Source organism: Pseudomonas sp. ES3-33 (genome assembly GCF_000952175.1).
Classification (GTDB): Bacteria; Pseudomonadota; Gammaproteobacteria; order Pseudomonadales; family Pseudomonadaceae; genus Aquipseudomonas; species Aquipseudomonas gregormendelii.
This window is the reverse complement of sequence record NZ_JZRI01000160.1, coordinates 1-26,541: the sequence shown is the minus strand read 5'-3', so window position 1 is coordinate 26,541 and position 26,541 is coordinate 1. Positions and strand designations below refer to the sequence as shown.

The window sequence follows — 26,541 nt, the reverse complement described above, 5'->3', positions numbered from 1 at the left end:
TAACATTCTATTATCAGACCTAATATAGCTGGAGGTGGGGCATGGCGGTAGGGGTGCCGGAAAACGACGTGTTTGTCGCTGCGGATGCAGTGCTGGCCCGCGGTGAACGACCGACAGTGGAGCGCGTGCGCCTGGAGCTGGGCCGTGGCAGCCCGGCGCGGGTCGGCGGTCTGCTCGATCAATGGTGGGCCCGCCTGGCCGAACGCCTGAACGGTGAGACCCGTCTGCCTGCACTGCCGGGCGAGGTGTCGCAGGCCTTTGTCACGGTGTGGCAGCAGGCCATTCACCTGGCGCAAGGTGTCGCCGAACAGGCGCTAGTGGACCAGCGCGAGGTGCTGATCGCAGAACGTGACCGGGTCGCCGAGATTGAGGATGAGGCGCGCCAGGACGCGGCGCAGTGTCGCCAGCAGGCGACGGAGGCCGTTGCTGGGCGCCAGGCCGCCGAGGCGCGCTTGGCCGACTTGGAATTGTTACTGTCCCAGCGCCAGCTGCAGATCGAGGATCTGCAGCTGCAGCGTGAAAGTTGGTTGCACGAGCGTCGTGAAGCTCAGCAGCATAACCAGACACTGCAGCAGGAACTCCGGGCGCTGCGGCTCAAGGCCGAGCAGGAGCGCGTTGCTCAGGAGAACTACGTGCGCGGGGTCGAGGATCGTGCACACCGTGAGGTCGACCGCGCGCGCGAGGAGGGCAAGGTCGTATCGACTCAGCTCAAAGAGGCCGGTCGGCATGTCGAGCAATTGCAACGACGGCTGGAGTCGATCCAAACCGAGCTTAGCCAAACCCAGCAACGTGCCGCAGCCCAGCAGGCTCGGGCCGAAACATTGGAGCAGCAACTGTTGCAGGTCCGCCAAGCTCCTGTTGCCAAGCGTAAGCCGCGGAGTCGAAAACCCACGGAGTCGAAGAGTGACCCTTGAAATAAATGATTGCGCTGACCGTCAATGCAGGTTTCCGGGCGCTCCCATCAAGGGCCACCTCTAAATGAACATCTTCGCGACAGGCAGCAATCGGCCGATTCTGTTGAAAAAGTCGTACTCGCTTAGCCAAGGTGACCGCCTGCATCAATGAATAGCTTGCGGAGTTTTTTTCGAGCCGCCTCTGAAAGACGCTGTGAATAGCGTTGAAACTCTTCTTCGGCTGTGTCGGGCTTGCCGTTCATGGCCAATACAAAGGCGTATGCAAGAGCATGTTGCGTGTAGTTGTAGAATCCCCGTCCACCAGTCGACAGATGCTGCATGACACGCTAGAAAGCGCCAGGCAGGTCGGCTACCGATTACAGCCGCCCCCCATGTTTACCGAAACACCTATTCGTGGCTCGTTTTGAGAGCTTCAATCTAGCTTCTCAATGTTGGCGCGCAACATGCCGAGCTCAAGGGTTATCTGGCGCCTACCAAGCATGCGTGCAGGATTGGGGAAGCACTTTGCGATTGGTGCGTGATCGGCGACGCGATAGACGCGCCACAATTCGTAGCGTTCACGCTCGCGTAGAGCCTTTTCGAACTCCTTACGCGACCAGTCGAACCGACCATCGACACCTGTCGTCGATTTTACTTCAATCCAACGCGGTCGCTTGTGGGCGTCGATTGAGCGGATGTCGTGGTCGGCACCAGGTTCGTCACGTGATGTCCAAATAACGTAACGCTCGGGCTCGGAATATCCCATATCGCGCACTTTCTGTAGCTCCATACGATATACGAGCTCTTCGCCACGCCGACCCAAGAGGCTCGCACGTTCAATTTCGGCTGGCGTCGGTGGAAGCCAGGCACTTGAAGGTCCGCCTCCGCCGCCCGACGGACCGCGCGGTTCAATTTCAGTGCCCTGGTTCGATGCGACAGTCAGCGAAACGTCACCGAGATTTGGCAATTCGAAGGGTAGAGGTTTGGCTGGAGGGGGCTGCGGTGAATTAATTGAGAGCGGCACCCCCGGATCGATGGGGCCGACTGCTTCTACATCCGTAGAGCCCCTTGTGTCGAGACTGTCGAAGACTTGGCGCAATGCGAGTTCCTCAGCGTCTTCTTCACTTTCGTCATCGTCATCGTCATCGCTGTCGAGATCTTTGCCGTCGTCATGGTCAGCTGCCCATTGGCGGCCACGAGGAATGCCCATCCGATCGAGATAATCCGTGAGCTCGTCATGGGTACCGCAAAGAACAAGCGGAAGGAAGGCGTTGGCGATGCTGCGCATCGTCGCCACACTGGTCGCTCCTGCGATCTCGGCAAGTGCTTCGGCGAGCAACAACTGGAAGCTATTCTTGGTCTTCGGAGGAACGAATCCGATCCGTACTCCGCTGACAGCGACCTGCGCGGGCACGAGAATGCTTGCGCCACCCACACTGTATCGCCGCTCCATGCCCTGGAAGAATGCAATTTCGCGGATGGCGGCAAGACGTGCTTCGATCATTGCCTGCGACGAAGGATCGAAACCCGGATGGCCATGTCGGTTCCGGTAGGCGACCTCATACAACGCTCGCGCAAAAAGCGGGCGGCGCAGCATGGTGAGGACCCGTTCGCATTGCTTAGGCTTGTACCAGAGAGGTGCTCGACCCAAGGGAGCGAGCACCGTCTCACTCACGCCTACGATCGCAGACAGTGGGCGGATGCCGAAACTTACGAAAAAAGCGCGAGACTGTTCCGACCGTTCGATAACCCCGATCTCGCTGTTGGCATCACGAAGCGCCTCTTCTAGCGCCTGAAAGTCCGGTTCAACGAGCTTACCAACACGCAATTCGCGAAGAGTGAAGAGCCGCCTTCGATCATCGATTAAGCAGCGGACATCCTCCAACCCCTGTGGCAGCCCAGAGCCTTTGCGCGCTCTATAGGCTTCAAGTAGGGTGCGCCGACGATCAGGGGAGAGCGGCGTGTGCCTGGCCCAGTCGGTTCCCACGTGCCGGAAGAAGCGGGCCCAGTGACCTTCGGTGGCTTGGACCGGGGCGCCCAGATCCTGATAAGCGCGGCCGATTGCGTCGGAGGCGTAGTATGTCGGAATCGCTTCGGCTAACGGTGCCGCTGTCCGAGCTCCGACAAGGATCTCCGAGGGCGCATAGTATCCGTCTAGCACCCAGCAGATCGGCATTTTGGCAATCTCAGACTTTGCGCGGTGTTCGCGCACTATCGCCTCCACTAGCGCGGGATAAAGTAGTTCTGGCCGATTAGGCGCGCGACCTTCTGCTTGCCGCCACCTGATGAGATTGAGCAGAGTTTCAGAGTCGGGTGCGATTCTGAGTTTCAGCTTACGATAGAGGAGCTCGTTGGTCCCGCCGACGATCCGTTCATTGTCGTCGATGCATAAACGATTGGTTGTTGTGTCAAGATGTAGTGTAGCCGGTGCGACAAGCTGGCCCGACCGCGCTTTAAGGCACGGGATCGCACGAAGTTCTTCGACGATCACGGGGGCCAGCAATTTGAGATTGTCAGTTAGCAGCTTTTCAAACCGCTCCACCATCTCAGGCCGCTCGGCCAAAGCGCGGGCATAGCGCAATAGATCCGAGCCGTTCAGTGAGTCGCGGATCCGCAAACGCGCAATCAAACTAGGCGCATTCAGCATCTCTTTAGACGGGGCGTCGATCGCAGGATCAACCAAGCGGGCGAGGGATTTCTTGAGATGCACCATCGTGGTTGGAGCGACCCATTGGCCACGCTGGTTCTTGACTACCGGATTGTTACGCAACGCGGTTAGAGCGGGCCGGCTGATCGGCCTCTCGTGAGTCAGGAGTTTTTTGTATAGGGTTTCTCGCTCCCGATTATCGGGAGCGGCCGTGGCGGAACGCTTGGCAGCATCGATCAGCCACTGTGCTTCGTTGAATGTCCGGCATTGACTTGAAATCGACTTGTGGGGAATGAGTTCGGGATGGAGCCTGTTGGCCTCGGGCTCTGGGCAGTCGAGCCAGAGGTCGGCACTAACTATCATGAGCTGAGCTGCGGGCCTGAGCTCGCCGGACGCGCTCAGAGTCGAGGGCGTATTTCCGAGATCGGCCCTATTTTGCTTAGTTAAACGCCGTGGATAGGCTGATAAGGCTGCGGCCTGGCGCTTCTGTAAGTCTATTCGAGCAAGGGCGTCGGTATAATTCTTGAAGTGATAATTCGCGTCCTCGCCAACGTTAGTCTCGAGCCCCTTTGCGTCCTCGCCAGCGCATCGCAGCCGGACCAACGATGAAATTGTGAATCGCTTGGCTCCGCATTCCGCGACTAGATCGCACAACGCCTTGTCGCCGGCAAGCGTCGGATCGAGATAGCACTCAGCGCTGAGAAATCCGGAATACTCCGCCTCCACGGGAAGCACAATCTCTTTCGCACATGCGAAGTGGGTATTGGCCGTTTCTGCCGTAGGCCAACATGCATCCTTTGCAAGTCGCTCAGCGATTCTGCTGAAAAAACGATTTGGATTGGCGGTGCCGTTGCCGACCAAGGCCTTGAAAGCGTCCGCACCATACCTGCTGAACCAATCGGCCTTGAGCAGATCGATCGTCAGTACGACGGCCTGATCGATGAGCCAGTCGTTCCAGGCGAGGTCGTTGATCCCACTGCGATCGGTATTGAGTTCGAACGGCGCACTGACGCTGACGGCGCAACCGGTGAGTGAAGACGGAGTCTTCAGGGGGTAGTAGAAGAAACCATGCTGGCCAAGATTGATCCGCCGGCGCGTAATCGGTACAGAGACCGCTATATTTAGCCTGCCGCCAGGCAGCTTGTAATACGCAGGGAAGTGTCGTCCTGCATACTCTGACGGGATCTCAATCGTTCGCGAGAATTCTTCCTCTCGAAACGGTACGCCTTTATCTTCGCCGTCGATAAGCCTTCCGGTCCGCACCACCATAGTGACGCCGGTGGCACGACAGCGTTCTGGCTTCGCGTCTTGCATCCAGCGCAGCATCCGGCCTGTACGGATCGAACGAACATTGACCTCACGCAAGCCGCGCTTTTTACCGCTGTGCGCCAGTTTGACCAGAGTGTCCGGCATCCCCGCCGCCATCAATTCGATGGCATGCTCCTCGCGCTCGATGGTGAAAGCCTCGAGCCTCTCAGTCGATTCCCTCCGGTAAGGCACGTGGACGCGAACCCCTTTTTCCTTCAGAGAAGCCGGGTCCCGTTCGCGTCCCGTTTCCTGGGTTTGAAGATCGAGTAGCGCGACCTGTCCGCCAGAGCGTACGTGGATTTCATCACCGAAGCGAAAGAGGGATCGCAGGCCGAAATTCTTTGACCCAATGCCGTTTTCTTTTGGCGCCACCACCTCTGCTTGGCGGCTGCCCATTACATTGCCGGTACCGACAATCACCGAAAGCCGCTCCCATCCGTTGCGGTCGATGTTTCGTCCCGTGCCCGTTACCTCAAGCGAGTGGCTCCCGAATGTAAGCGTCAGCGTCTCACCGCCGCCATCATATTCGTTCTGGACGAGCTCGCGCAGAACGTCGCTCGCATCGTGCCCCGCTACAAACTGCTCAATAAAACTCGAACCGATCCTGGTTCTCCGGCTACCGCTGAAGTCGGGTGGCACATAGTCAGGTTCTTTTACCGAAGAGGGCAGGATGCGGGCCTTTCCATGATTCTGTGCGGACTGGCTTGGTGTTGCGACGTCAGTCGTTGCTACCTGATTTTCTGATATCTCAGGTGCCAATATCTTGTCCAAACTTCGCACCAGGATCTTAGGAGTTTCAGAGCAGCGTAGTGCACGGACCATACTCGCGCAACGACGTGCTTTTCTAGTGCGAGAGGCCGAGGCTAGCCACGTTCCGTGGCGTGCTCGTACAGAGCGGCCAGCCGCGTGTGCTGAAGGGGGCCCACTTACTCTGTCGCAAGACCGCCGTCGCTGCTTCGCCTTCTCACTGGACAGGGAACCCACGCCCCTATAGCGTGAACCGCAATGGCCTTACGCCACACCGGTCGCCGCTACTTCATAAGGATTTGAAACGTGCTCATAGAATCGCTACGTCTGATCAACTTCAAAAAGTTCAAGGATCAAACTTTTGACTTCAACGAAGATGTGAATATTTTCGTGGGTGACAATAACGCAGGCAAAAGCACGATTCTGGAGGCTTTGGAGATCGTGCTCAATTTTCAGTATCGCGGTCGGCCATTCAATAGCGAGTTTTCCCCGGATCTTTTTAACTCCGAGACAGTGGCCGCGTTCCGCGCCTCGCCAAAATCGCCTGCAGACTTACCGATCCTCGTGATCGAGGCGTATATGAAGAACGTGCCCGACTATCGCGGTGCGAACAACAGCCTGAAGAAAGATGCTCAGGGGGTTCAGATCAAAGTCAGCTTTGATCCAGATTTTACTGATGCCTATAACGATTACCTAGCCTCCGGTGCCGCGGTAACCAGCATCCCAGTGGAGTTCTACCAAGTCGAATGGATGGATTTTGCTTGGAATGTTATCAAGCCGATGACCAAGCAATTCAGAGCGCTCTACATCGACCCCACTCGTATTCATCCCACCTTCGGCAAAAATCAGTACATCTCGAATGTGCTGAGCACCGCACTCAAAAAGGACGAAGAGTACCGTCTGAGCTTGCACTACCGTGAGACCCTTCAATCCTTCAACAACACTGATGAGGTCACCACCGTCAACAAGGATTTGGATTCCGATAACAGGATCACGGAAAAGAAGCTGACCATTGCCGCCAACACCATGCCCGCTGGCGCTATCCAGAATGGTCTGCAACTTGAAGTAAATGCCGTACCGTTCCACATGATCGGCAAGGGTGAGCAGAGCAAGGTGCAAATCAAGCTGGCCCTACACAACAAGTCAAAAGATATCGACCTGGTAATGATGGAGGAGCCGGAAAATCACCTGTCGCATGTCGAGCTAAGCAAGTTGGTGCAAGACATTGAGGATCAGCGAGACGGCAAGCAGCTATTCCTGACCACCCACAGTTCTTATGTACTGAACAAACTGAGCATCGATAAAATTTGCTTGCTGCATGACACATACAAGCGACTGCACCTCCTGGACAAGGGGGTGGTAAAGACGCTGAAGCGGCTCCCAGGCTACGACACGCTGCGTGTCGCGCTGTCCAGGAAGGTGGTGTTGGTAGAAGGCCCCTCAGATGAGTTGATTCTCAAAAAGATCTACAAAGACACCCATAAGGAGCGTCTACCAGAGCAAGACGGAATCGATATCATTGTTGTGCGCGGCGTTGGGTTCAAGACGTTCATTGCGATCGGCAAAGAAATCGGTACCGCGATTAATGTCTTGCGAGATAACGATGGCGATTACGAAAATAACGTCGTTGAAGCACGCAAGGAATACACAGATTTCCCAAACATAAAACTGGTCTCTTCAACGGACAACAATGAGTTTTCGCTGGAGCCAGCGATGATTCTGGCCAATGCGGATTCGGAAAAAGAGTTGCAGGCATTTGCAGAAATTGTCCTCTCAACCAAAACCATCAAGCTGTTCACTGCCAAACCTACCTTTGCTGAAAAGCTCGAATTTATCGTGGAATGGTTCAGAAGCGGTGACGGCAACGGCAAAGGCAAGAAGAAGGTCGACACCGCGATTCGAATTTTCGAAACTGATGAGCAGTTCAAATATCCAGCCTTCCTCGCTGAGGTGCTGAATTTTGCCTAACAAACTCTGCATGGCGGGTGCCGGCTCTGGCAAGACTCACAAGGTCATTATCGAATCAATCGCCGAAATCAAGCGCGGAGGAAAGGTTCTGGTGGTGACCTATACGACCAGTAATCAGCAGGAACTGCGACGTCGATTTCTGGAGATCTTTGGTACGCACAGTGATCGGTTCGTGGTCAAAGGTCTTTTCTCATTTTACCTGGAAGACATGGTGAGGCCGTATCAGCAGGCGTTGTTCCCGCGGCGGATCGATGGCATCTGTTTCAACCAGCGCAATCCTCATATGAAGCCAGATTCAACGTTTATGCTCCCGGGGTGCGCGGAGCAGCTTGACGATAAGAGCTACAACCCAAAACATTTTCTGACTTCTTGCAAGACCAAGGCTCATACCGGCTTTCTCGCAAAACTGGCGAGCCGAATCATGAAGGCCACGAAAAACTCTGCTGCAGTTCGACTAGGGGGGATTTATACCCAGGTCTTCTTTGATGAGGTTCAAGATCTGGTTGGGTGGGACTACGAAGTGCTCAAGGGGCTGAACAAAGTGATGCCGACACCCATCACGTGCGTGGGGGATTTCCGGCAGACGGTGTACGAGACGACGTTTGGCCAAAAAGCACCTAAAACGGCCGCTGAGAAGATCGCAGCCTTCAAGTCCATGGGCTTTGAGGATGAGTCACTGACGCTTAACCGGCGATGCATTCAACCGATTTGTGACGTCGCCGATGCCGTACACAACGGTGCCTATGAAGTGACGGAGTCGGCGGTGAAGAGAGTTCCACCTGAATTTGTCCAACACCACGGCACATTCATCGTCAAGGAGTCGGACGTCGCCGAATATATCAAGGTGTTTGACCCTATGGTGCTGCGCTGGAGCGTAACGTCAGGAGCGAAGCTTCTTCCCCCCGAGGCGCGCTGCTACAACTTTGGCGGGAGTAAAGGGCTGGGTTTTGATCGGGTGTTGGTGCTCCCCACAGAAAACCAGTTGCATTTCGTCTTGGATGGCAGAAAGCCGTTTCCCGCGAAAGACGAAACAGCTCAGAACAAGATGTACGTCGCCATCACGCGTGCGCGATACAGTCTGGGATTCATCGTGCCAGACAAGAAGGCCGCTGGCTTACGGTTCCCGGTCTGGGCAAAAGCTCCTGCTTGACGGAAACTAAATGACTCCACGCAGTGATGGCTCCAACGGGATAGCGTTTCTGATTGGCGCCTCAAGTTTTGGGTAGGGCTCACGTACTACCTGAGGAATGGGGCATCACATCGAGAAAGACTGCAGTGCCCGCTGATATACCGTGGATCCGGGGCCGGCCGCTTCTGGCCGATTTCTGCCTGTCGTGAGGGGCTGGATTCGACCCAAAGCTGCCCATATCCCTCCATAACGAAAGAGCCCAGCCGAAGCTGGGCTCTGTTTGCATACTATTGCAGCGGCCAGTTGGTATGGCCGTGAGTAATCACACCAGGAGTACGACCGTAGCGCTGGGCAAGAGAGGGAGCCAATTCGGGAAGCAGGTCTTCGATGTACGGGACCATCATGGCCACGTACACCTCGAAGGATGGGTGCTTGCGCCATTGGCCTACTTCGATAGCGTTGCGATACGATCGATCAAACCATCCGCGCAAAATCATCAGTGCCCCTTCAATACGATCTTCAAGGGGGACGACACTGCGCGCCTTGGTGTGGCCATCCTTTTTCAAGATTTCGCGCTCCACGTAGGTGCCCGGGCGATAGCCGGTGATTTCGTGGACCTCCATGATCTTCTCGTGAATCTCACGATGCTCCCGCTGATCCTCCTTGAGATCAGCAGCGAACCGGAAGTCACAGTAGAGGCAATGCGCGACAGCATTCGAGCCACTTGGTGAATCCAGGTGCTGATCGATCACCGCCTGGAACCGGCGGTTCAGCTCGTAATAGTTGCGAAGACCAAGAAGTTCAGCCGCAGCGACGTCGAGCCGCTTGCCGTGAGACAGTTCAGGATGGGTTTGTTTGAGTTGCTTCGCAAGGCGCTTGACGCTCTGTACGTCAGCGAAAGTAGCAGTGTGTTGCATGATCAGCCTCCAAAGGCTGGGCCTGTTGTCCACTAAGAGAACCCAATACAGGGTTGGTTTGAAACGGGTGAAATCACGATAGCGCTATCGCTTCGCCAGAGTGGACGGCGGGCACCTACCGAATGTGCCTGTTGCTAGGTTACTTGAATCCTAAAGATCTCCGCAAGTCTCCAAAAATAGACATGAACCTCGGCGCGTCACAGGCGATTTTGGGGGTTCATGATGTGAAGCCAGTGTCCGGTTTTGGCCGGTTGCTGCGCTTGACCTCAGTCTGGTGCCATCAGCACCGCTAGCGTCAGCTTGATGAACTCTTCGTTCTTGTCGATGGTGTCCAGGGCTCCGCGCACGTTGACCGCGACATCGGCCGAGCCACGAGCCTCGACCCAATTGGACAATTCAAGGATGGCGGCTTCAATAGCCAACTGGTTTTCGTTGATCTTGTAGATCAGGGAAGCGAGCAAGTCTGAATTTGGCATTGAAATTTCCTCCGTGAGGAGAACAGCGTAGCATTAAAAAGAAGAGCGACCGCCGCACCCATCGACCCAGGAGGAGGAGGGGGCTGGGCTTAGGGCAAAATTAGGGCAGATTCGAGGCCTCCATAGACCGTATGGCGCCATTAACAAAGGCAGGAAACGCTTTATTTTCTGGCCTTAAGCGGTTTGCAAGGGCGCGAGAAGGGGTTCGAATCCCTATCCTGTAATTGGTTTTCCAATGACCGTATTCGACCCAAAGCGGTCATCAACGATGCCCGTTTATCAACCGCGCTGCGTGGGTGGCTCGCTTCAGCGCAGGGCTAACTCACAGTCCTTGATATTGGCAAGCGACCCAAGAATCGAAGGTTCGAAACCGTCAAGAAGCCGGCTGTCAGCCAGGCGAACCGGCAAATCCGGATTGAGCTGACGGTCATGGATCTCTTCTTGCCGATTATCTAGCTGACTAGCGTCTGATGGCGCTCGTTTTCCCTAGGATCCTCCCGGCATCTTGTGCAGGAGGAAGCCCGAACACCCGTGCATAATCCCTACTGAATTGCGTCGCGCTTTCATAGCCGACCTCGAAGGCAGCAGCCATGACGCTCTTAGCATTGGCCACCATCAGCGTTCTGGCCTGGAGCAGGCGAACCCGTTTCTGATATTGCAAAGGGCTTAGATTGGTGACTGCCTTGAAGTGGCGGTGAAACGCCGAGACGCTCATTGATGCTCGTTCCGCCAAGCGTTCCACCCCAATTGGCTCCGCGAAGTCACGGCGGATCCACTGGATCGCCATGTTGACTCGGGCCATCGCAGTATCCGGCGCTGCGATTTCCCGCAACATCCAGCCATGGGGACCCTGGAGTACACGGAAGATAATTTCTCGCTCGTAAACCGGGGCAAGGGCTGCGATGGCGTCCGGGTCGCCCATCAATCGCAGCATTCGCACCCAGGCATCCATCAGGTCGGTTGTGACTGACGCTACGGAAAATCCAAGCTTGTTCTCAGCGCGGCCGACAGGTTTGGGCAGGTCGGCAAATAGCGTCGACAACACGGCCGGATCAAGAGTCAGACTGACTGCCAAGTAAGGTTCTCCCGATACGCTCGGATGCACAGACCCCACCGCTGGCAAATCTATGGACATGACGAAATAGGTCGCAGGGTCATACCGAAGCGTCCGATCCCCCACGTTCATGCTCTTACTGCCCTGCAGGATCAGGTTGATCATCGGGTCATAGACCGCCGCCAGCATGTGCTCGGGGATTTTGCCCTGAACCATGGCGACTCGGGGGATGCCCGTCTCGGTACGGCGATTTTCAGCCTTGGCCGCGAGCGACCTGAGTTCATTCAGTTGATTGTCCATGCTGGACATGCTGACGGCAGAACCTAACGCTATGCAAGCAAAAAGCAGAAACAGGCAGGTTTCGAGTAGAAATGGGTACGACCCTGGCGATCGTGATGAGTACTGTGGGTCCACATATGAACCACAGAGGAACATCAGATGAGCGTAATCGTCATTACCGGTGGCAGCCGCGGAATCGGTGCCAGTGCCGCCGAGCACATTGCTCAGCGTGGTATGGGGGTCATCCTGACCTACAATGCTAATCCTCAGGCTGCCGCTACGGTCGTGGAACGCATCGAGCGAGTTGGTGGCAAGGCTGTCGCGCTCAAGCTCGACGTTTCTGATGTTGGCAGCTTTGAGGCGTTTCGGCAGTCAGTGGTACAGACCTTACGGGACACCTGGGATGCCACCACACTGAGTGGCCTAGTCAACAACGCCGGCTACGGTCTGTTCAATCCCTTGGCAAGTGTCACCGAAGCGCAGTTCGATGGCCTGTTCAACGTGCACCTCAAAGGCCCGTTTTTCCTCGCCCAGACCCTACTGCCGCTGTTCGCGGAAAACGCCAGTATCGTCAATCTGACCAGTGCCACCACCCGCGTAGCCACCGCTGGCGTCGCGCCCTATGCGGCGTTCAAGGGCGGGCTCGAAGTGCTCACCCGTTACATGGCCAAAGAGTTCGGCGAGCGGCGCATACGGGCCAACGCCGTATCCCCCGGCGCCATCCGTACCGAATTGGGTGGTGGCCTGAACGATGAGTTCGAGGCGATGCTGGCGGCGCAAACCGCACTCGGCCGGGTCGGCGAGCCAGAAGACGTCGCGCGCGTCATCGCCATGTTGCTGTCAGAGGAAGGCGCTTGGATCAATGCCCAGACCCTCGAAGTTTCCGGCGGCTACAACATCTGAATACCTGAGGATATTGCCATGCTCGATCATATCTTTTTATCCGTGAGCGATATCGCCCGGTCCATCCGTTTCTACGAAGCTACCCTGACCCCGTTGGGGATCACCGCGCGCCTGGACTACGACGGCAAAGATGGCCCCCCGGGCCATCCTGACCTAAAAGGCTTCGGCGCCAACGGCCGGATGTTCTTCTGGTTGCGTGAGGGAGTTGTGGAAGGATGCGCGATACATGTTGGCTTTGTCGCAAACAGCAAGGCTGAAGTTGACGCCGCCTACGCCGCTGCCATGAATCAGGGTGCGGTCGACAACGGCTCGCCTGGCGCACGCTTGCACTACGACCCCCATTACTACGCTGCCAATGTGCTGGACCCGGATGGGTACAGCCTCGAATTTGTCTACAAAAAATGGCAGCACGTCCAATGAGTACACTTCTGATCTACGGGGCCACTGGCTATACCGGTCGAATGGCGGCAGAGCGGGCGAAAGCGCTCGGCCTGACATTCGAAATCGCCGGGCGCAATCACCAGCGACTTGCGGCACTCGCTGCGCATTTGCAGGTGCCTTACCGGGTGTTTGATGCCGGCGCGGATGCCGAGAACGCTTTGTCAGGCGTCTCGGTATTGCTCAACTTCGCGGGGCCATTTGCGCACACGGCCGAGCCTTTGATGCGCGCTTGCATCAAGGCCGGGGTCGACTATCTAGACATTACCGCCGAGATCAACGTTTACCGGCTAGCCGATAGGCTTGGTGCTGAAGCGACCGCTAATCACGTCATGCTGTTGCCGGGCGTTGGCTGGGATGTTGTCCCTACCGACTCGCTGGCAGTGCATGTCGCCAAGCGTGTAGAAGGGCCTCTCGCTCTGAGCATCGCGCTTCAAGTCCCCGGGTCGATGTCCCGTGGATCGGCCATGAGCGTCAGCGAAATCATCAGTGCAGGCGTACTTGCGAGGGTCGATGGCGAACTCATTGCAAAGCCCGATGCCACACCACGTCATTTTGATTTTGGTGACGGTCCGGTGCTCTGCGTGCCGCTGTCTTTCGGTGATCTGGTAACCGGCTGGCATTCGACCGGCATTCCTAATATTGCAATGTTCGTACATATCTCGGGCGATGCGTTTCCAGAAGGTGATCTATCCCAACTGCCGGATGGTCCAACGGCAGATGAGAGGGATGCTCATCGGGCGCGTGCGGTGGTCGAGGTCACTGGCGCCGATGGTGCAACCGCACGTTCTGTGATCGAAACCGTGAATGGTTATTCCTATACGCCGCTGGCGGCCGTCGAAGCAGCCCGTCGCGTATTGGAAGGTGAGCGACGGCCTGGATTTGCAACCCCAGCACAGGTCTTCGGTGGTGGATTTGCCGAGAGCATTGCGGGGACGCTGATCAGCGACCTGTAACAATGGAGGCGGTCGCTCAAGAGGCGGCTGCTTGCTCATTGGCAGGGGCGGGCGACCTGAATCTTGCCGCATCCCGCGCAGGTGGCAGGCCAAATAACCGAGCGTACTCTCGATTGAATTGCGACGCGCTTTCATAACCTACGGTATAGGCAATGGACGTCGCATCCAGCGTATCGAACAGCAGCAACCAGCGAGCCCTAAGCAAGCGCAGGCGCTTTTGATATTGGATCGGCGTCATGGCCGTCACCGATTTGAAGTGCCGGTAGAAGGCGGCCACGCTCATGTCTGACATGAGCGCGAGCGGCTCAACGCGAAAAGGCTCGGTGTAGTGCTCACGAATCCACTGGGTGGCACGGCGGATCTGTGTCATCCGCCCATCCGGTCGCGCAACGTCCCGAAGAATACCGCCCAGTGGCCCCTGCAATGCACGGAACAAAATCTCGCGCTCGATCATCGGCGCCAGTACCTCAGCCTCATGCGGGCGATCCATGAGCCGCATCATACGTAACCAGGCATCAATCATTTCCGCCGGCGCGAGCACACCCTCGAAACACGAATTTTGCGGCGCCCTTGGCGTCTTGCCCTCGTCCATCAGCAGCGTAGCGATCACATCGAGGTCCAGGGTCAGGCTGACCGCGAGATAGGGTTGGTCCGCTGCGCCGGCCTGAATCTGGCCCGTAGCGGGTACATCGACAGGCACCAGAAAATAGTTGCCTGCCGGATACCTGGAAACTTCCTCCCCTATCGACAGAGTCTTGGTGCCCTGAAGCACCAGATGCAGCATCGGCTGATAGACCTGATCCGCGCAGGCCTCGGCCCGGACCATGGCTACACGGGGCAATCCGGTTTCGGTCCACTTGTCTTGTGCGCGCATCACGATGCTGCGCAGTTCTGCCATTGGTTTTTCCATGCTGCCCACCGTGGGCCATTTCCCTGGGCACTGCAAGTCAACTGAGAAGAATAGGCAAGGATGCGCGAATAACCGGCAAACGTTGGTGTGTCCGTTACCGGAATACTGATGGCACGCGGTCCGTTGCATTTCGGTCATTCACGATCCGACAGCAACAACCCCTCATATCAATCAACTTCAAAAAGGTCACGTTATGAAACTCGAAGGAAAAATAGCAGTTGTCACCGGAGCGTCGAAAGGCATAGGCGCCGGAATCGCCAAAGCATTGAGTGAGCAAGGCGCAACGGTCATCGTCAACTACGCCTCCAGTAAGCCTGACGCCGATGCCATGGTGGCTCATATCACAGAGCACGGCGGCTCAGCCTTCGCCGTACAGGCAGACATGAGCCAGGCAGCCGATGTTGTGCGCCTGTTTGACACGGTCCGGACGAAGTACGGCACTCTGGATGTTCTGGTCAACAACGCCGGCGTCGCGGTATTCCAGATGATCGATGAACTGACCGAAGAAGCATTCCACAAGCAATTCAATCTGAATGTGCTGGGCTACTTTCTTGCGGTTAGGGAGGCCGTCAAATTGCTAGGGCCGAAAAGCAGCATCATCAATATCAGCTCGATCCTCAGCACCGATCCCTACCTAGCTTCAAGCGTGTACTCGGCGACCAAGGGCGCGGTCGATACCTTGACCTTTGCACTGGCCAGGGAGCTGGGGCCGCGTGGTATCAGGGTCAACTCGATCCTGCCAGGGCATACGAACACCCCGGCTACTGACGGCAATTTTGCCGGCGAGTTGGGCGAAAAAATTCTTGCCGGAACACCGCTGGGTCGCTTTGGAGAGCCCGAAGATATCGCACCGTTGGCCGTGTTTTTGGCTTCTGAAGAGTCGCACTGGGTGACAGGCGAATCCATCCGAGCGTCAGGCGGTGTTCGCGGCGTTGGTTACTAACACGACTGGTTAAACCGAAGGCGCACGGAAGCGTGTGCCTGAAGGTTTTTTGGAATTCAGATTATGACGCATGACGTAGTTGGAGCAGATTCATCCACACCTGTGGCGCTGCATGAATCTACTGCTCCCTGGAGCGCGGTTGTCGCCATCGGGGTAGGCGCTTTCGCTTTGGTCACGGCAGAGTTTTTGCCAGTTGGCCTCTTGCCACAAATAGCCAATGACTTGGCGAGCAGACGGCCATGAATGTCCGCTTCTGGCCCAGAGTGTGTAAAAACGCGCGGATGCACTGTCGGCGCGCAGCGCTGACGGTTGTTAGCTGAGTAATTGCTCACAACCAGGCCCGCGGATCATCACGAGGGCCTGGGAGCCCCTAGCGCCGCTTCTACCTTGCTGGGTGGCCAAAATACAGACCTCTTCAGGCCGACAGCGCCTTCATTAAACCGCTGGTACCGAGAATCTTCATGACTCGTTTCAAGTTGTAGGCGAGGACGTTCAAGCTCATCTCCGCACTTACTCCGTTCAGCTTTCGTGTCAGGAAATGTGTGGCGCCCATCCATTGTTTGAGTGTCCCGAAGGGATGCTCGACCGTACGCTTGCGGACTCGCATCATGTCCGGCGCGTTGCTCAGCCTGTTCTGCATTTCCTCCAATACGGCTTCATGCTCCCATCGCCGAACTCGCCGTTGCTTGCTCGGTGTGCACTTCGATTTCAGCACGCATCCCTGGCAATTAGAACTCCAGTAACGGTGCAACTTCAGGCCTTTTTCAACGCTGGAAAAGCGCCAGATCAACGCCTCTCCAGCGGGACAAATGTATTCGTTTTTTGCCGCGTCATAGATGAAGGCATCGTTATTGAAACGCCCGTCAGCCTTGGCTCCAGAGGTCATCGGCTTGGGTACATAGGCGGTGATGCCTGCATCGTGACAAGCCAGAATTTGCTCGCTTTTAAAGTAACCTCGATCAGCCACCACCGACAACGTATCTGACGCCATAGCCTCGCGGGCCTGATTGGCCATCGAGCTGAGTTGATCGCGGCCGGAACCGACGTTGGTAACCTCATGGGCAACGATCAAATGGTGCTGGGTATCGACCGCTGTCTGCACGTTGTAACCGACGACTCCAGTGCCGCGCGTCATCATGGAACGGGCGTCTGGATCGGTCAGTGAGACCTGTTTATCCGGTGATTCGTTGAGCTGAGTTTCAATGACCTGCAACTCTTTCATCTGAGCTTTGAGCTTGTCGATTTTCTCTTGCAGACGAGCAGCCTTGGGCTGAGCGACCGAGGGTTCTTGCCGATCGGTTTCGTCGAGCGCAGTCAGGTACCGATTGATACTTGATTCAATTTCTTCCATCCGCCGTTTCAGCTTGGCGCTGGTGAAATTGCGGTCGCGGTTATTGACGGCCTTGAATTTACTGCCGTCGATGGCGACCAGATTTTCTTCGAACAGTCCTAGCTGCTGGCACAGCACCACGAACTGGCGGCAGACACCTCGGATGGCCTTGCTGTTGTCTTTTCGGAAGTTGGCGATGGTCTTGAAATCGGGCATCAAACGCCCGGTCAGCCACATCAGCTCGACGTTGCGTTGGGCTTCTCGTTCAAGACGCCGGCTCGATGGAATGCGGTTCAGATAGCCGTAGATGTAGATCTTCAGCAGGACCGAGGGATGGTAAGCCGGCCGGCCTGTATCAGCAGGTAAGGCGCCCTCGAAACCTAGTTTGACCAGGTCCAGTTCGTCGACAAAGATGTCGACTACGCGCACCGGATTGGCATCCGTGACGTAATCGTCGAGGCTCGCGGGAAGGAAGGTTTCTTGGCCTCGATGTTCACCTTGGATAAAGCGCTTCATGGGCGATCCCTGCGATGAAATCCTCAGAAATCATAGCAAGGGTTTGCGAAAGCGTTTTTACACACTCTGGGCCGGTTGCTGTCTGTTACCAAGGGTAGAAATCGGACCCATTACAGCCAGTCGACCTTGATGGAAATTCGCCAAATGCAGTCATTCAGTGACTACGAAACTCTGGGCGATTCAATCTTACCGCCCCGGTCAGCCACTAAATGAAAGACGCTGGCCCCCAGCCGGCAATCCTCTTGAAAAGTCCCTTACATCGAGGTGATCGAAACCACTTCCACAAAACGGAATTTTTTCTTGGCCGCCCTAGTGGCTTCTTGCTCCGCGAGGAGGGGACTTAGCGTGTCGGCCTCATGGGCCATCTCGTGCATCTCACCTTCAAATTCATTACCCACTCGAAGCGTGACTCTTAACCTGGGTGTAAATGCTTTCGCGATTTTCTTTTTCTCTGCCACCTCCGGCTGGGTGATCACGATATCCGAGGCAGGTTTTTGCAATGGAGGCTCACTGGCTTGCGCAGCTTGCTCGGCACCACCGAAAAGCGCCCGGCGCATTTCTTCTTCAGTTAAGTCTTTACTCATGCCAATTCTCACAGGGGTGTTATGAGTTGCTGGCACGATTGTATCAGCATGGCGATTTCATCCAGTCGAAAGTCCCATCTGCTCAGGTCTAACCCCCTAAAACAAAGACTGAAGGATTCAGGTGAACTATTTATCAATCGGCAACTGAGATCAAAGCACAGCAGGCGTGCCAGCCTTCGAGATGATGCCGATGCTCCAGGATGGCACTGTGATTGGCCTGACATGCTGAATTGTCAGTCCTTGGGGACATATGAGCCGTGGCAAGTCCATAAACGTTTCACCCAAACGTCCGGTTGAATATGCTTCGCTAGCTTTAAGCCTGCGAACAGGTCCATTGCTCTGATTGAGCGGACGCTATTTGGGGCGATTTGCACCATCGATAATAGCAATGATCTCTTTCGTAGGCCCGCTTTCGCCCAGTCGGGGAAATATCCGGGTGACACTGTTGTCATGCGCCTCTTGATTTGTATCGGTCATAGCATCAAGCGCGAGAGTGACATTGAACCCGAGTTCATGGGCCTGCCGCGCGGTTGATTCAACACCTATGCTGGTCGAGACTCCCGCTATCACCACTTGGGTGATGCCTAGTTTTTTTAAGCGCGTTTCAAGGTTGGTGTCGGTAAACGCACCCCATGTTTTCTTTGTTACCAATATGTCTTCAGTTTGTGCGTTCAACTCCGTTGCAAGATCGGCCCAATCAATCGGCAGGTCTTTAACGCTGAGCGTTGTCTCTGTACGACCAACTGGTGCGCCGGTGACGTTTACTAACACGACCGGTAACCCGTGTCGCCGGAACGCGGAAGCCAGGCCTGAGACGCATTCCAGAACGGCACTGATGGGATGAACGGTCGGTAGGGCAAGTAGTCCTTTTTGGAGGTCGATAACGATCAGTGCTGTTCTTGGGTCGAGGGTTGCCACACTCATGATTTGTGCTCCTGGGCTCATTGGAATTTAAAAAAATGTTGCGTTGCGCAACCTCTTTTTCGGACAGCACCTCTTGATTAGTCCATGGCAGATCACCGCACTAGCAATTAACGCCACGATCCCTCGTTTAATTCCTCGTCGCGCTTGGCCTGATTCAACGCGCCCTGTAGTCCCACAGCATCAAAAGGAATGCAGTAGGCCGGCTTCGCGCGTTCAAAGCGCCAACTGTCCTCAAGTCGGCCCGTGTCGATCACATCGAATTCAAACTTATCGTGAAGTTTTGCGATGACTTCTTTAGCCGCAGGATTGTCACCGGCGATCGGCAAAGCTCGACGCCCGCCTTTTACTGGCAGTCGGGCTTGGAGAGGCAGATCGCGCGCCAGAATGGCATTGAACGCTTTGACGATTCTGGCTTGCGGCAACTGGACCGCAACCAATTCGCTTGTCGTCGTCGTCCGCGAGTCCAGAGCGGCGATGGCCTCATCGCGCTCCGGATAATAGTTCATCGCATCGATGACGATCTTGTTACCTATCGCGGCTCGTGGAAGGCTTTCGATAGCGCCAAGGGGAATCGCTGCCACCACGATCTCGCCAAATTTGGCCGCTGCATCAACGGTATCGACGAGGCAACCAATAGCCTCGGCTAGTTCGATGAGCCTGGCCGGATGTCGCGAGCCGATCATCACCTCGTAGCCCTGTTCCACAGCCAACCGTGCGATCGCCGCGCCAACAGGCCCGCCACCCAATATTCCGATTTTCATCGTATTTTCTCCCGTGAGGCTTTAAGTGAGGTGATCCGATAAATCGCATTTTCGAGGTCGGCCGCGACACAAACCATTCGCACGGCGCCTTCTAACAACGCCTTCCAGATCATGGCACCAGCCTGCGTAAAGAGGAGGTCGTCCGACTCACCAACGAATGGACCGACTACGGTGTCCATGGCATTGGTCTCAACGTCGAGCGCGAAAATATTTTCACCCAACACGCTGTCGGCGTAGAGCCGGTGGTCAGGAGCAAATGCAACACCGTTGACATGTGAAAGCCCCAGCCTTCGACGATTCGCTCCATCGTGTAGTTTTGCGAGGCTACGGGGCGCCGTATTTTTTCTCCCGGCAGGACGATTAGGGTGCCGCCTCGCCTGAGCATCCAAAGTAATCCCTTGCTCGCAATCTATAAACAAGCAGACAGTAGGATCATCTCCAACTGGGAGGACAGAATGTTAGATCGGCTAACCAGCATGTCGGCGTTCGTAAAAGCGGCGGACGCGGGATCGTTTACAGCGGCAGCAAATTCGCTTGGCATGTCGGCACAGATGGTGGCCAAGCACGTTGTCGCTCTCGAAGACCAATTGGGTGGAAAGCTGATAGCGCGTACTACGCGTCAACAGAGCCTCACCGAACTGGGTCGGATCTACCATGAACAATGCAAACTGATCCTTGCCGAAGTGGAAGCAGCCGACGCTTTGGCTGCACAATTAAAATCGGAACCACGAGGACGCTTGAGGATCAGCGCACCGCTGACGTTCGGGGCACACGGGCTAGTCCCGTTAATGACCCGCTATTTGATGACACATCCACTTGTGGAGGTCGATCTCGTTCTCACTGATCGGATAGTCGACCTTATAGAGGAGGGTTTTGAGGTGGCTTTTCGCATTGGCCCCCTCGAAGACTCCGGGCTGATTGCACGCAAACTTGCACCTTATCGTTTGGCCGTAGCGGCATCGCCCGTTTATCTCAGCACAAGGGGCATTCCGACGGATCCTGCCGACCTCGCAGTACACGACTGTCTGGTTTATACGTCTCGGTCTCGCAACCTTGATCGATACTGGCAATTTCAGCGCGATGGCCGTACACACACGGTAGACGTGCGCTGCCGCTTCCAGTCCAACGACGGAGCCGCCCTGGTATCGGCCGCCATCGAGGGGGCAGGGGTTGTACTGGCGCCGGTTGACTTGCTCCACGACACACTGATTAGCGGCCGACTAATTCGTGTACTCCAGAAATACGAACTGCCATCCAGGCCGATGCACTTACTATTTTCCCCGGATCGGCGTCAAACACCCAAGTTACGTAGCTTCATTGATGCTGCAGCAGATTATTTCAAACCGACGCTTGTTCCCCACCCAAGCCAGGAGTAGGAAACACTTATCTCTGGATAGGTATACGCTGAGAGCAGCGTTGCTTGTTCAGGATCAACGCCACGCCCATCGGAAGGAATGCGCTCGACCTGGCTGCTTATTCTGTTTCGCCAGCATCGGCGGCGGGCCACAAAGCAGGCCTGCGCAAGATCTCCAGCGGGGTTCACTTCCTGCCTGACGACTCGGACTTTGCCCTGACCAACGAGGCATGCGCGCCCTTCAAAAAAACAAGCTAGTAATGACAATTCTCTTCGATGCTTGCGCTGCCCCGAATGTCCATGTTCACCACGAACTTTTGACCCACCTGATTCCGCGATTGGCAACCGACGTTGCGGTCAACGATTGGATTACATCGCTTACCGCTAATTAACCCAATTTTTCTATGAAATAGAAGGATTGAAGAGAAGGGTATAAGCCATGGCAGACATAAAATCTCCCCAACGTTCTGCGACCGCGCAGGCCACTGATCCGAAGGGCCCTACGGGCGCACTAGCAACGTGGGTGGCGGAGACGTCACTCGACAGCATTCCAATTGCCGTGCAGGAACGGGCAAAGTACCTGCTGCTGGATGGGTTTGGTTGCATGCTCGTCGGCTCACATTTGGACTGGTCCGACCTTGGCGTACACGCCATCACTGATTTCGACACTGGCGGCGAAGCGATGATAGTGGGCTGGGGCGGCAAGAAGACCAGCGCCTACTCCGCCGCAATGCTCAACAGCAGCTTCGTCCAAGGCTTCGAGTTGGATGACTATTACCCTGCTGCACCATTGCACAGCAATGCCATCCTTCTGCCTGCCATGTTGCCCGTACTTCAAAAGCATCCGGAGATGACGGGCAGGCAGTTCTTGCAGGCACTCATCCTTGGCTATGAGACCGGCACTCGCATCGGGCTGTCGCTGCACGGCACAGAAATGCTCACCCGTGGCTGGCACTCCGGTGTTGTGTTCGGGTGTGCGGCAGCGGCGGTATCTGCTGGAAAGTTGATGGGCCTCACTGCAGCGGCTTTAGAAGATGCGATCGGTATCGGCAGCACGCAGGCGTGCGGTCTCATGTCTGCGCAGTTCGAATCCATGATCAAGCGCATGCAGCATGGCTTTGCAGCACGTAATGGGCTCTATGGTGCGGTTCTGGCAGAACGGGGTTATGTCGGCATCAAGCGCGTGCTGGAGCGGGAGTATGGCGGCTTCCTTCCCGTCTTCGGCGAATGCCACAAACCGGATGCTTCACAGGTGACAACCTGTCTTGGCTCGCGCTGGATCACCACTGAAATTGCCATCAAGCCTTATGCGGCCATGGCGGCGTTGCATGCAGGGATTGACGCCGCGCTCGCTCTGCGCAGCAAAAAGCAGATCAAACCGGAGGACGTAAAATCCATTCTGATCGAGGTCGGCAGTGCGGCTTTTGCGCATGGCGGTTTTCCGATCCAAAAACCTGTCGAGCCGATTACCGCGCAAATGAGCCTGCGTTACAGCATTGCGGTAGCGCTGCTTGATGGTGCTGTGCTGATCAAGCAGTTTGCACACGCGCGTATCGGGGCCGCTGACGTGTGGGACCTGGTCGGCAAAACGGATGTGAAGAAGAACGACGCCTATGATCAGAAGCCGCACACGCCTTACACCACTCGCCTGACGATTACTTTCACAGATGGCAGCCACGTAGAGCAGAGGGTCGAAACGCCGACCGGTGGTGAAGGCCGTCCCCTCAGCAACGAGACAATTGCCACCAAGTTCAACACGCTGACAGAGGGTATCGCCGCCAAGAACCGGATGGACAAGCTTCAGGCATTCCTGCTGAACATCGACAAGGAGGAGAGGGCAGTCGACCTATTTAAACTGTTGGAGGGGGAAGTGTCGAACGCGCTTGCCTGATCCATGCGCACATGAACAGAACGGTCGGCTGCATGAGTGGTCGACGCGTCGTTCTGCCATGCCACGTTCTGGCTGCAGCGGTGCGGCACTGTCTCGAAGCGAAAAGTCCGAAAACACAAAATCCGCCTTTATCTGGATAGGTATACGATGAAACTTCCACTGCTTGTGCAGGATCAAAGCTATGCCTGGCAAGCAGAATGCGTTCGGCCCAGCATGGATTAGTCGCAGGCAAAGCGGTGGCAGTAGGGCATCAAGACGGGTGGCGCCTGCAAGTTTGTGAGGATCGTGGCGCTTAGGTCTATCCGTCGTTATCAGATTTCGTCTCTTACGAGGTTTCTGAATGGATCCCTACGCACAGCATGACTGGCAGCCAGGTGAGCGACCAGTTTTGCCCGGCTCCCCATCGACCCCGATGCACTCGACGCCCAAGCGTCTGGCTTATGCGCTCGTTGGCTTTTTGGTGGCAATAACGGGAGGTTTGGGCAACTCGCTGGTGATCGCCAATTTGCCTTATCTGCAAGGGGCACTAGGGGCGACAATAGCCGAGATGGCTTGGCTGCCTGCAGCGTACTTCATGACCAATGTCACGATGAACCTGCTGCTGGTCAAGTTTCGTCAACAGTACGGCCTGCCGGCGTTCACCCAGGCCTTCTTGGTGCTTTATGCGTTAGTGACATTCGGCCATCTGTTCGTCAACGACTTGAGTTCGGCCATCGCAGTGCGCGCTACTCACGGAATGGTGGGGGCGGCGTTAACTACGCTTGGTGTGTACTACATGATTCAGGCCTTTCCCGCGAAATGGCGAATCAAGGGATTGGTGTTAGGCCTGGGGACTTCGCAATTGGCGTTGCCTGTTGCTCGGCTGTTTTCTGAAGATCTGCTGCAGATCGGTGAATGGCGCGGGCTTTATCTGTTTGAATTGGGTATGGCGCTGGCCTCGCTCGGCTGCGTGTTGATGGTGAAGCTTCCACCGGGTGACCGTTTTAAAACGTTTGAGAAACTAGACTTCCTGACCTTTACCTTGTTGGCGGTCGGCGTCGCGCTGCTGTGTGCAGTGTTGTCCTTGGGTCGTATTGACTGGTGGCTGGAGGCACCGTGGATTGGCATTGCCACCGCCGCGTCAATTGTGTTGATCATGGCCGGGTTGGCTATTGAACATAACCGCAGCAACCCCCTTGTGATGACTCGCTGGCTGGGGAGTGGGGCGATAATTCGTCTGGCGCTGGGGGGGATTTTGATTCGGATGGTGCTCTCCGAACAATCTACTGGGGCCGTGGGTTTACTCCAAAGTTTTAATTTGGGAAGTCAGCAGATACACAGTCTGTACATGGTCATGCTATTGGGTAGTATCGCGGGTCTCACCTGCAGCGCGTTGACCATCCATCCCTCACACTTGCTCATGCCGTTGATCATTTCCCTGGCGTTGATGGCAACGGGCTCGGTGATGGACAGTTTTTCGAGCAACCTGACACGTCCTGCCAATATGTACTTCAGTCAGTTTATTCTGGCCTTTGGTGGAACGTTTTTCTTAGGGCCGACCTTGGCGCTTGGAATCAGTAACGTAAGAATCCATCCGCAAAACCTGGTGAGCTTTTCAGTAATGTTCGGTATTTGCCAGAACCTCGGCGGCTTGATCGGTAGCGCGCTGCTGGGAACATTCCAGGTTGTCAGGGAAAAATTTCACTCCAGCTATATCGTTGACCGTCTGGTACTGACCGACCCGCAAGTGCTAAGTCGTGTCCAAAGCGGCAGCGCGAGTTATGCCTCCAGCATCGCAGATCCGTCGTCACGCACTGCCGAGGGCATACGTTCTCTCGCGATGGCAGCGACCCGGGAAGCGAATATCATGGCCTACAACGACGTATTTATGCTGATCGCGGTAATCGCGATACTGACCATGATCTGGATTTTCATTCGCAGCCTTTGGCTGATGAGAACTGCCCAGATTGCCGCTCCCGCTCCTGCGAGAACGACTTCCGTTCAACTCAGCGGAGGGTCTTCTCCATGACCGAACCTGTGACGGCTACCACCAATGATATTGCCTCGACACCTGAAGGAGCGACACCGCCCGCATCCTCCGGCACTGCATCGCGTCCGTTACCGACACGGATCGTTTCGTCACTGGGCTTTGCCGCGATTGCCATTACCGGGGTGCTGATAGTCTTGTATGCCTGGGAGCTACCACCGTTCAGCAGCGCCATTGAAAGCACTGAAAATGCACTGGTACGTGGCCAGGTGACGGTCATCGGCCCTCAGCTTAGTGGCTACGTGTTCGAAGTGCCTGTGCAGGACTTTCAGTTCGTCAAGACCGGAGACCTGCTGGTGCGACTGGATGACCGAATCTACAAGCAACGTCTGGATCAGTCGCTAGCGCAATTGGCGGTGCAGAAAGCTGCGCTGGCCAACGTAGTGCAACAACGCAACAGCGCGGAGGCGACCATCAACCAGCGGCAGGCAGCGTTGACCGACAGTCACGCCCAGACGCAAAAAAGTGCTGCCGACTTATGGCGTAACGAAGCACTGATCGGCGACGGGTCAATCTCCAAGAAAGAATTGGATGTTACCCGAGCCGCTAACGCACAAACGTTCGCTGGGGTGGCTCAGGCCACGGCGAACCTTGAGATCTCACGACAGGATCTGCAGACCGTCATCGTCAATCGTGGCTCACTGGAAGCAGCAGTCGCCAACGCTGAAGCCGCCGTTGAACTGGCGCGCATTGACCTTTCCAATACGCGCGTAATGGCCCCGCAAGATGGTCAGCTTGGACAAATCGGTGTGCGCCTGGGCGCCTATGTAAACTCAGGCGCGCAGTTGATGGCTTTGGTGCCTAGCACGCTGTGGGTGATTGCGAACATGAAGGAAACCCAGATGGACGATATCCGCATCGGGCAGCCCGCAACCTTCACAGTAGACGCCCTCGATCACCAAAAATTTCATGGCCGGGTGCAACGTATCTCCCCGGCCACGGGTTCAGAATTCAGCCTTCTGCAGGCCGACAATGCCACCGGAAACTTTGTCAAAATTGCCCAGCGTATATCGGTGCGTATTGCAGTCGATTCTAATCAGACACTTAGCGAACGACTGAGTCCTGGAATGTCAGTTGTGGTGAGTATTGATACAACTGAGCATGCCGATGTCATTGAAAAACCGTGAGCGAGGACGCGTGTTTTCCGAAGGAAGCATGTGTAGCCGTTATATCATTATGTTGAGGCTGCGATATTTACAATATTCGGTTTTAAGCAGGCGGCAATAGCTAAAGAGTCTAATTGCTATATTGCAATGGGCGCATACTCGTTTTCTTCAGTTACTGAAATGATAAATCAAGCGTAAGTAAGCGTATCGATAGTGGCCGCGTCGCGTATTGTACTTCAAGGCCACACGTTACTTTTTGATTCTCGACGGCTTTTGGTTGTCGGGTCAGCTTTTATATATAAACTGCTGCCGCTATGCCTTGTTGATCGAGGCAGGCTTGGTGCAGCGCGTAGTTATTTAAAAAATTTTAATCCAATGTGGTTAATGCAGCCTGCATGATTTATTTCTGGTATTTAAATTTGAATTAAATTGAGCTAGACGTGGTCGAATTCTAGTAACTGGTTGAAAGGCAGTTTCATGA

23 protein-coding genes are annotated in these 26,541 nt (G+C 55.6%); 12 read left to right on the top strand and 11 right to left on the bottom strand.

The window, feature by feature from the left end:
• Positions 1-41 precede the first annotated feature (41 nt).
• On the top strand, positions 42-914 hold the full coding sequence (locus tag UB23_RS27670; protein ID WP_045062770.1) for a DNA-binding protein: 873 nt from the start codon (positions 42-44) through the stop codon (positions 912-914).
• A 122-nt stretch (positions 915-1,036) separates the two neighbouring features.
• Here UB23_RS27670 and UB23_RS30475 read toward each other — a convergent pair whose 3' ends face one another.
• Entirely contained in the window at positions 1,037-1,234 is a 198-nt protein-coding gene (locus UB23_RS30475) for a hypothetical protein (protein WP_236695892.1), read from the bottom strand.
• Positions 1,235-1,326: 92 nt separating this feature from the next.
• Positions 1,327-5,670: a DUF3883 domain-containing protein gene (locus tag UB23_RS28080; protein WP_236695891.1), complete on the bottom strand. Its 4,344-nt coding sequence runs from the start codon at positions 5,668-5,670 to the stop codon at positions 1,327-1,329.
• Positions 5,671-5,901: 231 nt separating this feature from the next.
• Here UB23_RS28080 and UB23_RS27660 point away from each other — a divergent pair, with 231 nt between their 5' ends.
• The gene (locus UB23_RS27660) at positions 5,902-7,563 is read left to right on the top strand and encodes an ATP-dependent nuclease (RefSeq protein WP_045062769.1); all 1,662 of its coding nucleotides are present in this window, start codon (positions 5,902-5,904) and stop codon (positions 7,561-7,563) included.
• Entirely contained in the window at positions 7,556-8,713 is a 1,158-nt protein-coding gene (locus tag UB23_RS27655) for a UvrD-helicase domain-containing protein (RefSeq protein WP_045062768.1), read from the top strand. Before UB23_RS27660 ends, UB23_RS27655 begins: the two co-directional genes overlap by 8 nt.
• Before the next feature lie 266 nt (positions 8,714-8,979).
• Here the strand turns inward: UB23_RS27655 and UB23_RS27650 are convergent, their stop codons facing one another.
• The 3 genes from UB23_RS27650 to UB23_RS27640 all read right to left on the bottom strand — a co-directional run bounded on the left by UB23_RS27650 (position 8,980) and on the right by UB23_RS27640 (position 11,439).
• Complete coding sequence (locus tag UB23_RS27650; RefSeq protein ID WP_045062767.1) at positions 8,980-9,609, bottom strand: hypothetical protein; 630 nt, start codon at positions 9,607-9,609, stop codon at positions 8,980-8,982.
• A 266-nt stretch (positions 9,610-9,875) separates the two neighbouring features.
• Positions 9,876-10,085, bottom strand: a complete 210-nt coding sequence (locus tag UB23_RS27645) for a hypothetical protein (RefSeq protein WP_045062764.1) — start codon at positions 10,083-10,085, stop codon at positions 9,876-9,878.
• Between the two features lie 460 nt (positions 10,086-10,545).
• Complete coding sequence (locus UB23_RS27640) at positions 10,546-11,439, bottom strand: AraC family transcriptional regulator (protein ID WP_045062868.1); 894 nt, start codon at positions 11,437-11,439, stop codon at positions 10,546-10,548.
• Positions 11,440-11,577: 138 nt separating this feature from the next.
• On the opposite strand from UB23_RS27640, the gene UB23_RS27635 reads away from it, so the two are divergent.
• The 3 genes from UB23_RS27635 to UB23_RS27625 are packed head-to-tail and all read left to right on the top strand — an operon-like array spanning position 11,578 to position 13,715.
• A complete protein-coding gene (locus UB23_RS27635) occupies positions 11,578-12,321 on the top strand; it encodes an SDR family NAD(P)-dependent oxidoreductase (protein WP_045062762.1) in 744 nt (247 codons plus the stop codon).
• Between the two features lie 18 nt (positions 12,322-12,339).
• A complete protein-coding gene (locus UB23_RS27630) occupies positions 12,340-12,741 on the top strand; it encodes a VOC family protein (protein ID WP_045062760.1) in 402 nt (133 codons plus the stop codon).
• Entirely contained in the window at positions 12,738-13,715 is a 978-nt protein-coding gene (locus tag UB23_RS27625; RefSeq protein ID WP_045062757.1) for a saccharopine dehydrogenase family protein, read from the top strand. Before UB23_RS27630 ends, UB23_RS27625 begins: the two co-directional genes overlap by 4 nt.
• Before the next feature lie 16 nt (positions 13,716-13,731).
• On the opposite strand, the gene UB23_RS27620 is transcribed toward UB23_RS27625, so the two are convergent.
• Entirely contained in the window at positions 13,732-14,613 is an 882-nt protein-coding gene (locus tag UB23_RS27620; protein WP_082069263.1) for an AraC family transcriptional regulator, read from the bottom strand.
• 205 nt (positions 14,614-14,818) lie between these two features.
• Between UB23_RS27620 and UB23_RS27615 the strand changes: the two genes are divergently transcribed.
• The gene (locus tag UB23_RS27615) at positions 14,819-15,568 is read left to right on the top strand and encodes a glucose 1-dehydrogenase (protein ID WP_045062754.1); all 750 of its coding nucleotides are present in this window, start codon (positions 14,819-14,821) and stop codon (positions 15,566-15,568) included.
• A gap of 415 nt (positions 15,569-15,983) precedes the next feature.
• Here the strand turns inward: UB23_RS27615 and UB23_RS27610 are convergent, their stop codons facing one another.
• The 5 genes from UB23_RS27610 to UB23_RS29695 form a co-directional block, all read right to left on the bottom strand.
• On the bottom strand, positions 15,984-17,414 hold the full coding sequence (locus UB23_RS27610; RefSeq protein WP_045062751.1) for an IS1182 family transposase: 1,431 nt from the start codon (positions 17,412-17,414) through the stop codon (positions 15,984-15,986).
• 254 nt (positions 17,415-17,668) lie between these two features.
• Positions 17,669-17,998: a hypothetical protein gene (locus UB23_RS27605; protein WP_045062749.1), complete on the bottom strand. Its 330-nt coding sequence runs from the start codon at positions 17,996-17,998 to the stop codon at positions 17,669-17,671.
• 354 nt (positions 17,999-18,352) lie between these two features.
• On the bottom strand, positions 18,353-18,922 hold the full coding sequence (locus UB23_RS27600) for an isochorismatase family protein (RefSeq protein ID WP_045062747.1): 570 nt from the start codon (positions 18,920-18,922) through the stop codon (positions 18,353-18,355).
• Positions 18,923-19,029: 107 nt separating this feature from the next.
• Positions 19,030-19,683 carry an NADPH-dependent F420 reductase gene (locus tag UB23_RS27595; protein ID WP_045062745.1) on the bottom strand — a complete coding sequence of 218 codons (654 nt, stop codon included), beginning with the start codon at positions 19,681-19,683 and terminating at the stop codon, positions 19,030-19,032.
• Positions 19,680-20,072 carry a hypothetical protein gene (locus tag UB23_RS29695; protein WP_152644331.1) on the bottom strand — a complete coding sequence of 131 codons (393 nt, stop codon included), beginning with the start codon at positions 20,070-20,072 and terminating at the stop codon, positions 19,680-19,682. The genes UB23_RS27595 and UB23_RS29695 overlap by 4 nt, the downstream gene beginning before the upstream one ends.
• 66 nt (positions 20,073-20,138) lie before the next feature.
• Here UB23_RS29695 and UB23_RS27585 point away from each other — a divergent pair, with 66 nt between their 5' ends.
• From UB23_RS27585 to UB23_RS27570, 5 genes are all read left to right on the top strand, one after another.
• Entirely contained in the window at positions 20,139-21,059 is a 921-nt protein-coding gene (locus UB23_RS27585) for a LysR family transcriptional regulator (RefSeq protein WP_045062867.1), read from the top strand.
• A gap of 44 nt (positions 21,060-21,103) precedes the next feature.
• Positions 21,104-21,295 carry a hypothetical protein gene (locus UB23_RS29690; protein ID WP_152644330.1) on the top strand — a complete coding sequence of 64 codons (192 nt, stop codon included), beginning with the start codon at positions 21,104-21,106 and terminating at the stop codon, positions 21,293-21,295.
• A gap of 181 nt (positions 21,296-21,476) precedes the next feature.
• Positions 21,477-22,928, top strand: a complete 1,452-nt coding sequence (locus UB23_RS27580) for an MmgE/PrpD family protein (RefSeq protein WP_045062743.1) — start codon at positions 21,477-21,479, stop codon at positions 22,926-22,928.
• A 340-nt stretch (positions 22,929-23,268) separates the two neighbouring features.
• A complete protein-coding gene (locus UB23_RS27575; RefSeq protein ID WP_045062740.1) occupies positions 23,269-24,936 on the top strand; it encodes an MFS transporter in 1,668 nt (555 codons plus the stop codon).
• Positions 24,933-26,081, top strand: coding sequence for an HlyD family secretion protein (locus UB23_RS27570; protein WP_045062739.1), 1,149 nt, complete (start codon positions 24,933-24,935; stop codon positions 26,079-26,081). Before UB23_RS27575 ends, UB23_RS27570 begins: the two co-directional genes overlap by 4 nt.
• Positions 26,082-26,541 lie beyond the last annotated feature (460 nt).